Annotated in this window: 7 protein-coding genes and 1 pseudogene; 4 read left to right on the top strand and 4 right to left on the bottom strand. The window is 70.4% G+C overall.

Translation table 11 applies throughout. The annotated features are described in order from the left end of the window. Positions 1 to 649, top strand: a pseudogene (locus tag MSZK_RS32835) (transglycosylase); the annotation flags it as partial. Positions 650 to 654: 5 nt separating this feature from the next. Here MSZK_RS32835 and MSZK_RS05765 read toward each other — a convergent pair. Genes MSZK_RS05765 through MSZK_RS05750 form a run of 4 tightly spaced genes read right to left on the bottom strand, consistent with a single transcriptional unit; the run spans position 655 to position 2,235 of the window. Then, complete coding sequence (locus tag MSZK_RS05765; RefSeq protein ID WP_099245722.1) at positions 655 to 1,080, bottom strand: molybdenum cofactor biosynthesis protein MoaE; 426 nt, start codon at positions 1,078 to 1,080, stop codon at positions 655 to 657. Further along, complete coding sequence (locus MSZK_RS05760; protein WP_099245946.1) at positions 1,077 to 1,565, bottom strand: molybdenum cofactor biosynthesis protein B; 489 nt, start codon at positions 1,563 to 1,565, stop codon at positions 1,077 to 1,079. The genes MSZK_RS05765 and MSZK_RS05760 overlap by 4 nt, the downstream gene beginning before the upstream one ends. After that, positions 1,562 to 1,993 (bottom strand): cyclic pyranopterin monophosphate synthase MoaC, encoded by a 432-nt coding sequence (moaC, locus tag MSZK_RS05755; RefSeq protein WP_199203213.1) that lies wholly within the window; start codon positions 1,991 to 1,993, stop codon positions 1,562 to 1,564. The genes MSZK_RS05760 and moaC overlap by 4 nt, the downstream gene beginning before the upstream one ends. 59 nt (positions 1,994 to 2,052) lie before the next feature. Next, on the bottom strand, positions 2,053 to 2,235 hold the full coding sequence (locus MSZK_RS05750; protein ID WP_199203204.1) for a hypothetical protein: 183 nt from the start codon (positions 2,233 to 2,235) through the stop codon (positions 2,053 to 2,055). A 65-nt stretch (positions 2,236 to 2,300) separates the two neighbouring features. Between MSZK_RS05750 and MSZK_RS05745 the strand changes: the two genes are divergently transcribed. From MSZK_RS05745 to MSZK_RS05735, 3 genes are all read left to right on the top strand, one after another. Next, a complete protein-coding gene (locus MSZK_RS05745; RefSeq protein WP_099245716.1) occupies positions 2,301 to 4,586 on the top strand; it encodes a helicase-associated domain-containing protein in 2,286 nt (761 codons plus the stop codon). Between the two features lie 33 nt (positions 4,587 to 4,619). After that, a complete protein-coding gene (locus tag MSZK_RS05740; RefSeq protein WP_099245714.1) occupies positions 4,620 to 6,269 on the top strand; it encodes a DNA repair helicase XPB in 1,650 nt (549 codons plus the stop codon). Between the two features lie 156 nt (positions 6,270 to 6,425). Further along, positions 6,426 to 8,168, top strand: a complete 1,743-nt coding sequence (locus tag MSZK_RS05735; protein WP_158230552.1) for a PE-PPE domain-containing protein — start codon at positions 6,426 to 6,428, stop codon at positions 8,166 to 8,168. Positions 8,169 to 8,172: the final 4 nt, after the last annotated feature.

Here is an 8,172-nt window from a genome sequence, read left to right as displayed (position 1 = left end):
CGCCGACCTGCCGCCTGCGCCGGCCGACCTGCCCCCGGCACCGCAGCCAGACGTCGTCGCCGTCTCGCAGGACGTCGTCCCGCCGGCCGCCGCGCCCGTGATCGACACCGCGCTGCAGGTTCCGGCTCCCGAGGCGCCCGTGGCGGCCCCCGACGAGCAGACGGTCACCGTCACAGCGTCGTCGATCCACTTCCTGCCGCAGGCCCCGGCCGACCCGGCGGTTCCGCCGACGTTGCCGCCGGTGCCCGCGCCGGCCCCGGCCGATCCCGCCGCCGCACCCGCGCCGGCGCCCGGCACCAACGTGGTCGCCGCAGACCAGACCGGTCAGCTCCCCCCCGACGGGATGCCCCACCTGACCAGCCCGGAGAACCTGCCGCCGGGGACCAGCGACCAGCCGGAAGGCCCGCAGGACGGTCCCAACGTGACCTACCTCAAGGAACTCTGGCACGCGATCCAGACACAGCAGATCAGCCGTGGCGACGCGCTACTGGCCCTGACTCAGCGCCCGCTGAACACCCCGGTGACCAACGACCCGAGCATGGGCACGCCGCCGGTGGACCCGAACGCTCCGGCCGCACCGCCGGCGCCGGCCGATCCGAACGCTCCGGTCCTGGTTCCGCCTGCGCCCGCCCCCGCGCCGGCACAGTAAGCGGCTCAGGCCGAGTTCACCCACTCGGCGGTACCGTCGGCGAAGAACTGGTGCTTCCACACCGGTAGCCGCTCCTTGACGGTGTCGACGAGCCGGGCGCACGCCTCGAACGCCGCCGCCCGATGATCGGCCGCCACCGCGGCCACCAGGGCGGCGTCACCGATGTGCAGCGAACCGACCCGGTGGCTCGCGGCCATCGCCCGGACTCCGGTCGCCTGAGCGGCCACCTCGGCCAGCGCTTCGAACAAGGTCTGTTCGGCCAGCGGGTGCGCGGAGTACTCCAGCCGGAGCACGTCACGGCCGCCGTCGTGATTGCGCACCACACCCGCGAAACCCACCACTGCGCCTGCGGCGTCGTTGGCGACGAGTTCCTCGTGCTCGGTCAGCGAGATCGGGCCGTCGACGAGCGCGGCTCGCAGGATGCGGGTCATGGGCGGTGGTCTCCTCCGGACAGTTGGTCCAGCGCATGGTCGAGGACGTCGGCCAGCACCGACAGCCCGTCGCGTACCCCGCCGGGCGACCCCGGCAGGTTGACCACCAGCGTGCGTCCCGCGACGCCGCACACCCCCCGGGAAAGCACCGAGGTCGGCACCTTGGGCAGCCCGGAACGCCGAATCGCGTCGGCCAGGCCGGGAATCTGGTAGTCGAGGACACCGACGGTGGCCTCCGGCGTCGCGTCTGTCGGGGAGATCCCGGTGCCGCCGGAGGTGATCACCACGTCCGGCCCGGCATCGATCGCGGTGCGCAGGGCGTCGCCGACCGCGCTGCCGTCCACCACGACGACCGGGTCGGGGACGGCGAAACCGCGCTCGGCGAGCCAGGCGACGACGATCGGGCCGGTGCGGTCTTCGTAGACACCGGTCGCGGCCCGGGTGGAGGCGATCACCACCCGTGCGGACCGGTTGTCGTCGCTCACGCCGGGCGCACCCACAGGCCGGTCTTGCCACCCTCCTTGCGCAGCACCCGGATGTCGTCGAGGCGGGCTGCAGGGTCGACAGCCTTGATCATGTCGTACACGGTGAGGGCGGCGACGCTGACGGCGGTCAGCGCCTCCATCTCGACGCCGGTGCGATCGGTGGTGCGGACCGAGGCGGTCACGCCCACCTCGCCCTCGCCGATCGTGAAGTCGATGTCCACGCCGGTCAGCGCAAGGTGATGACACAGCGGGACGAGGTCACTCGTGCGTTTGGCGGCCAGAATGCCTGCGACTCGCGCGGTGGCCAGGGCATCGCCCTTGGGCAGCCCGCCCGAGGCGATGAGGGCGACCACCTCGGCGGTGGTGTGGACAGTACCGGCGGCCACCGCGGTGCGGGTGGTGGCCGCCTTCTCGGTGACGTCGACCATGCGCGCCGCACCGTGCTCGTCGAGGTGCGAGAGCCGGGGCTGCGGGCGGCTGGTCACCGTTACTTGTTGACGACGGTGACCGGGTGCAGATACGGCAGGTCGGAAGCCGGCAGCGGGAACGTGATGTCACCGAACGGGGAGAGTGCACCCACCCGATCGGCAGCCAGTTCGCTCACGGCATGTTCTTCCGGATCGCGGGTCGGCCAGCCGTTGTCGACATACGGAGTCTTCTTCTGAGCCACGGCAACATTCTGACACTCCTGTGCCCGGCTTGTGCACACAGGCGCCTGTTTTACGCTGGTCAACAATGACTGAACAGTCCGGACGCGAAGCGACCCGGGAATCGGCCCCAGGGTTGCCGCTGGGCGCCTGGCTGGCCGATCTGCCCGACGAGCGGCTGATCCGGCTGTTGGAACTGCGCCCAGATCTCGCCCAGCCCGCCCCGGGCAGCATCGCGGCCCTGGCCGCCCGGGCGGTCGCCCGCCAGTCGGTCAAGGCGGCCACCGACGAATTGGACTTCCTGCGGCTCGCGGTGCTCGACGCGTTGCTGGTGCTGCACGCCGAGACCGCGGCCGTGCCGGTGGCCAAGCTGCTCGCGCTCATCGGGGAGCGCGCCGACGAGCACGCGGTGCTGCTCGCGCTCGACGATCTGCGCGAGCGCGCCCTGGTGTGGGGCGACGACACCGCGCTGCGGGTGTCGACCGAGGCGGCCGCCGGCCTGCCCTGGTATCCCGGCCAAGCCATCCTGGAGGACTCCTCCCGCTCGGGCGCCGAGATCTCGGCCGCTCTCGACGCGCTCGACGAACCGCAGACCGAATTGTTGGAGCGGCTGTTGATGGGCTCTCCGGTGGGCCGGACCCGCGACGCGGCTCCGGGGGCGCCCGCCGACCGGCCGGTGCCCCGGCTACTCGCCGCCGGCCTGTTGCGCCAACTCGACGCCGACACGGTGATCCTGCCGCGTCAGGTCGGTCAGGTGCTCCGCGGCGAGGAGCCCGGCCCCGTACACCTGAGCGCGCCGGACCCGGTGGCGACCACCACCACCGTCGCCGACGTCGACTCCGCGGCGGCCGGCGCCTTGCTCGACCTGATCCGCGAGATCGAGCTGGTAGTCGAAAACCTCTCCGCCGCACCGGTTCCCGAGCTGCGTAGCGGCGGGCTGGGGGTGCGCGAGGCCAAACGGCTGAGCAAACTCACCGGGATCGACGAGCTGCGGCTGGGGCTGGTCCTGGAAGTCAGTGCGGCGGCCGGGCTGATCGCGAGCGGCACACCGGATCCGGAGCCCGCCGACGGCGCGGGCCCGTACTGGACGCCGACGGTGGCCGCGGACCGGTTCCTGGAGACGCCGACCGCCGCGCGCTGGCATCTGCTGGCCAGCACCTGGCTGGACCTGCCGTCCCGGCCCGGCCTGATCGGCAGCCGCGGCCCCGACGGCAAACCCTATGCGGCACTGTCTGATTCCCTGTACTCGACGGCCGCGCCGCTCGACCGTCGGCTGCTGCTGGAGCTACTGGCCGAGCTTCCGCCAGGGTCGGGGGTGGACGCGCTACACGCCTCCCGCGCGCTGATCTGGCGTCGGCCCCGCTGGGCGGCGCGACTGCAGCCCGAGCCGGTCGCGCACCTGCTCGACGAGGCGCACACCCTGGGTCTGGTCGGCCGTGGCGCGCTGAGCTCGCCGGCTCGCGCGCTGCTGGCCGAGGGCGAGAATGCCGCCGTCGAGGCGATGGACGCGGTGCTGCCTGCACCGATCGACCACTTCCTGGTGCAGGCCGACCTGACGGTGGTGGTGCCCGGTCCGCTACAACGCGATCTCGCCGACGAACTCGCCGCGGTGGCCGCGGTGGAGTCGGCGGGTGCGGCGATGGTGTACCGGGTGAGCGAGGCATCGATCCGGCATGCCCTGGACACCGGGCGCACCGCGGGCGCATTGCACACGTTCTTCGAGCGTCATTCGAAAACTCCTGTCCCCCAAGGGTTGACCTACCTGATCAACGATGTCGCCCGGCGACACGGCCAGCTGCGAGTCGGCATGGCATCGTCGTTCCTGCGCTGCGAGGACCCGACCCTGCTGGCCCACGCGGTGGCCGCCCCGGCACTGGGACATCTGGAGGTGCGGCTGCTGGCGCCGACCGTCGCGGTGTCGCAGGCGCCGATCTCCGACTTGCTGGCCGCGCTGCGAGCGGCCGGCTTCGCCCCGGCCGCCGAGGACTCCTCAGGGGCGATCGTCGACCTTCGGCAACGCGGCGCGCGGGTGTCCGCCCCGCAACACCGCCGGCTGTTCCGCGCCATGCCCAAGCCCACCGCGGAGACCCTGGCCTCGGTGGTGGCCGTGCTGCGCCGGGTGGACTCCGCGACCCCCTTCGCCAACGTCCGCCTGGATCCGGCGGTGTCGATGGCGCTGCTGCAGCAGGCTGCCATGGAGCACAAGGACGTGGTGATCGGCTACGTCGACGCGGCCGGGGTGGCCACCCAGCGGGTGGTGCGTCCGCTGGCGCTCAGCGGCGGTCAGCTGTTGGCCTGGGATCCGACGCAGGGCCGCCCGCGGGAGTTCGCCGTGCATCGCGTCACGTCGGTGATGTCGGCCGACGCTGGATAATGGGGACATGAGCTTTACCCGAGTGGGGGCATCGTGACCGAGGGCCCCTTGATCGTGCAGTCCGACAAGACGGTGCTCCTCGAGGTCGACCACGAACTGGCCGGTGCCGCCAGGGCGGCGATCGCCCCGTTCGCCGAGCTGGAACGCGCACCAGAACACATCCACACCTACCGCATCACTCCCCTGGCGTTGTGGAACGCCCGCGCCGCGGGCCACGACGCCGAGCAGGTGGTCGACGCGCTGGTGAGCTTCTCGCGCTACGCCGTGCCGCAGCCCCTGCTCGTCGACATCGTCGACACGATGGCCCGCTACGGGCGCCTACAGCTGGTCAAACATCCGGCTCATGGCCTGACGCTGCTCAGCCTGGACCGGGCGGTCCTGGAAGAAGTCCTGCGCAACAAGAAGATCGCCCCGATGCTGGGCGCCCGCATCGACGACGACACCGTCATCGTCCACCCCAGCGAGCGCGGCCGGGTCAAGCAGATGCTGCTCAAGATCGGCTGGCCGGCCGAGGACCTGGCCGGCTACGTCGACGGCGAGGCGCACCCGATCGATCTGGAGCAGGACGGCTGGGAGCTGCGCGACTACCAGCAGATGGCGGCCGACTCGTTCTGGGACGGCGGTTCGGGTGTGGTGGTGCTGCCCTGCGGGGCGGGCAAGACGCTGGTCGGCGCCGCGGCGATGGCCAAGGCGGGGGCGACGACGCTGATCCTGGTCACCAACACCGTTGCGGGCCGGCAGTGGAAGCGCGAGCTGATCGCCCGGACCTCGCTGACCGAGGACGAGATCGGCGAGTATTCCGGTGAACGCAAGGAGATTCGCCCGGTCACCATCGCCACCTACCAGGTGATCACCCGGCGCACCAAGGGCGAGTACCGGCATCTGGAGCTGTTCGACAGCCGCGACTGGGGCCTGATCATCTACGACGAAGTTCATCTGCTGCCCGCGCCGGTGTTCCGGATGACGGCCGATCTTCAGTCCCGCCGCCGGCTCGGGTTGACCGCGACGCTGATCCGGGAGGACGGCCGCGAAGGCGACGTGTTCAGTCTCATCGGCCCCAAGCGGTACGACGCTCCGTGGAAGGACATCGAGGCCCAGGGCTGGATCGCACCTGCCGAGTGCGTCGAGGTGCGCGTCACGATGACCGACAACGAACGCATGCTGTACGCGGTCGCCGAGCCCGACGAACGCTACAAGCTTTGTTCGACCGCGCACTCAAAGATCGCGGTGGTGAAGTCGATCCTGGCCCGCCATCCCGACGAGCCGACCCTGGTGATCGGCGCCTACCTCGACCAGCTCGACGAGCTCGGCACGGAATTGAACGCCCCGGTGATCCAGGGATCGACGAAGAACGCCGAGCGGGAGCAGTTGTTCGACGCGTTCCGCCGGGGCGAGGTGAAGACGCTGGTCGTGTCCAAGGTGGCCAACTTCTCCATCGACCTTCCGGAAGCCTCGGTAGCCGTGCAGGTTTCGGGAACGTTCGGATCGCGCCAGGAGGAGGCCCAGCGGCTGGGCCGGCTGCTTCGCCCCAAGCACGACGGCGGCGGCGCGGTGTTCTACTCGGTGGTGTCTCGCGACAGCCTCGACGCCGAGTATGCCGCCCACCGACAGCGTTTCCTGGCCGAACAGGGCTACGGCTACGTGATCAAAGACGCCGACGACCTGCTCGGCCCGGCGATCTGAGAATCGCCGCGCCAAACGTTGCCACAATGTCCCGGTAGCAAAACCTCGCTCTCTGGTCAGCGCTACGGCGGTACCGCGAAAAGAATGTGTCAGCGAACACCGCGCCAACACGCTAGTCTTCGCCACGGTACGTGGTCGGGTGACAAAGGGGCGTTCGTGAGTACAGCAGGCTTCATCGGTCGGGTTGGTGGGTTGGCGGTCGCGCTGGGCGTCGGCGCCGCGGCGTTCAACGGCGCAGTCGCCTGGGCCGACAGTGCCGATTCGGGAGCCTCGGCGACGCACGCCGGTTCCGCCCGCTCGGTGTCGGGCACCGCGGGCGCCACGACGGGCCCGGCCAACAAGGGGCCGGCCAAAGCCGCCTCGGCTCGCACGCGCCCGAGCACCGCCGTGCGCACCCGGTCGACGACCATCCAGACGGTGACGTCGGCCGCTCCCACGGCGGCGTCGAGCACCCCGGCCACGCCCGATACCCCGGTGGTGCCCGCGGATTCGTCTCTGGAACTGGCCGCGCTGGCCTACAGCCGGCGTGACACGGGCGTCTCGGCTCGCCCCGCGGGCGCGGTGTCGCTGGCGCCGGAGGCCTCGGTCCAGGCGGTGACCACGCAGAACACCGCGTTGATCATGGGTCCCAGCGGGGTGCCGATCCCGAAGCCCAGCTACATCCAGAGCGTCTTCAACCTCTACATCAAGCCGAGCTACCCCGATGCCATCCCCTTCCAGCTGGACACCCCCGAAGGTCTCTACCCGATCACCGGGGTGAAGAGCCTGCCGCTGAACGTCTCGGTCTCCCAGGGCCTGGAGATCCTCAGCGCGGCGATCGCCGAGCAGATCGCCGCCGGAAACACCGCGACGGTGTTCGGCTATTCGCAGAGCGCGATCATCGCCTCGCTGATCATGAGCCAGCTACCCGCGAGCACGCCGGTCGAGTTCGTGCTGGTCGGCAACGAGATGAACCCCAACGGCGGGCTGTTGTCCCGCTTCCCGGGGCTGCAGCTGCCGAGCCTGGGACTGAATTTCTACGGCGCGACGCCTCCGAACGCCTTCCCGGTCACCAACTACACGCTGGAATACGACGGCTTCGCCGATTTCCCGCGTTATCCGCTCAACGTGGTCTCGGTGCTCAACGCCGGGCTCGGCATCGTGTTCGTCCACACCAACTACGCGAAGCTGACCCAGGAGCAGGTCGACCAGGCGATCCCCTTGCCCACGTCGTCGCCGACGCAGCACTACTACATCATCCCGACCGAGGACCTTCCGCTGCTGGCGCCGCTGCGGCTGGTGCCGGTGATCGGCAAGCCGCTGGCCGATCTGGTGCAGCCGTCGCTGCGGGTGATCGTGAACCTGGGCTATGGCGACCCGAAGTACGGCTGGTCGACCGAGGGATATGCCAACGAACAGGTGCCCTTCGGGATCGTGCCGGACGTCGACTGGGGCGAGGTGGTCCAGCTCCTTGCCGCCGGCGTCGCGCAGGGCGTTAAGGACTTCGGAACTGATGTCGGCCCGGGCGGCATGATGCAGCACGAGCTCGCCGCGCTGCGGTTGCCCGCGCCGGGTGCGATCGCGCTACCGACACCCACCGACGCCATCACCGACGTGAAGAACCTGACCACCGATATCGCCTACGTGGTCTCCCGGGGTGCGGCGTCGCTCTATGCGGCGGCGCTTCCGACCGCCGACATCGTCAACGCGATCGTGACGATGCTGCCCGCCTACGATGTCGCGCTGTTCCTGGACGGGATCACCCAGGCGCTGCGCGGTGACGTGATCAACGGGCTGATCAACGCGGTCGGCCGCCCGCTGGCGGCCAATGTCGGATTGGTGACCACATCGGCCCTGATCGAGCTGCTGGTCATCGGCCAAGCCGTCGAGGGACTGTTCGGCAAGGAGACCAACGTCTAGTTCG

The sequence above is a fragment of the Mycobacterium sp. shizuoka-1 genome (genome assembly GCF_002723835.1).
In the GTDB taxonomy this organism is placed as follows: domain Bacteria; phylum Actinomycetota; class Actinomycetes; order Mycobacteriales; family Mycobacteriaceae; genus Mycobacterium.
Note: the sequence above shows the minus strand (reverse complement) of the source record. Positions and strands in the feature narration are given on the sequence as shown.